We start from the raw sequence: 1,025 nt of genomic DNA, 5'->3' as shown, positions 1-1,025 counted from the left end.
GGCCGGCCCGCTCCCCGGTGAACCGCGAGTCCGACCACAGCAGTCCGAGCGCCAGGAAGGAGACGAACAGCGCGGCGAAGGCCCCGGCGAAGGCGTAGAACGGCGAGAGCGGCAGGTCGTGCTGGGCCCCGATGCCGTGGGCGAGGACGCGCACGGCGCCGGGGGCGGGGGCGCCGGTCACCGGACGACGAGCTGGGTCAGCAGCAGGTCCGACTCATGGGTCTCGACCTCGAACAGTCCGGTGCGGTCGGCGGTGAAGGTGAGGGTGACCGTCCGTCCGGCGGGCAGTTCCGCCTCCTTGTCGTAGCCGTGGACGTGCAGGGTGTCGTCCCGGTCGCTGCGCACCCGCAGGCGCACGGTGGAACCCTTGGCGATCTCGGTGCGGCCGGGTGCCGGGCGGACCGTGCCGTGCTCGACGGTGACCGTGACGGTGGTGGTGCCGTCGTCGGGCGGGGCGGCGGGGCTCGCGGGGGCGGCGCCGAGCGTGGCGGCGGCGCGGACCGGCTTCGCGTCCACGGCCCAGGCGGTGTGGTCGTCGGCGTACAGGCCCGCGGTGAGCCGGGTGCCGCCCCCGGCGGAGCGCAGCAGCGCCTCGGAGAGGTGGAACCAGGGGCCGTAGACGCGGGCGAGCGGACGGCCGTCCAGGAAGAGGCGGGCGTGGCCGCGTCCGGCGAGCGCGGCGCCGCCGACGCTGTCCGGGGTGAACCGGAAGCCGCGCACGGTGAGATGGACGTTCCAGCCGTCCTCCGGGTCGGCCCGGACGGCGAGGTCCAGTGCGGGGGCGCCGTCGGCGGCGACCTGGCGGAGCCGGTGGCCGTGGCCGTCGTCGGCCTTCAGCAGGCGGCCGTTGCTGCCGGTGTCCTCGGCGTGGCTGGTGCCGGGCTTGTGGTGGGTGGTGGCCCTGCCCCCGCAGCCGCCCGCGCCGAGGGCGAGGAGGGCGGCGGTGAGCAGGGCGAGGGCGGTGCGGGCGCGGCGGGCGCGGGTCATGAGGGGTCGCCTTCCGGGGCCGTGGTGCCGGGCTTCGG

Annotated in this window: 1 protein-coding gene and 1 pseudogene; both read right to left on the bottom strand. The window is 77.2% G+C overall.

Features of this window, described 5'->3' with window-relative positions; genetic code table 11:
- Positions 1-181: pseudogene (locus MHW47_RS35635) on the bottom strand (hypothetical protein); the annotation flags it as partial.
- Positions 178-987, bottom strand: a complete 810-nt coding sequence (locus tag MHW47_RS35630; RefSeq protein ID WP_239227931.1) for a hypothetical protein — start codon at positions 985-987, stop codon at positions 178-180. The gene MHW47_RS35630 and the pseudogene MHW47_RS35635, both read right to left, overlap by 4 nt.
- Positions 988-1,025: the final 38 nt, after the last annotated feature.

Origin of the sequence: Streptomyces sp. OfavH-34-F (assembly GCF_022347745.1) — a bacterium.
Classification (GTDB): Bacteria; Actinomycetota; Actinomycetes; order Streptomycetales; family Streptomycetaceae; genus Streptomyces.
Note: the sequence above shows the minus strand (reverse complement) of the source record. Positions and strands in the feature narration are given on the sequence as shown.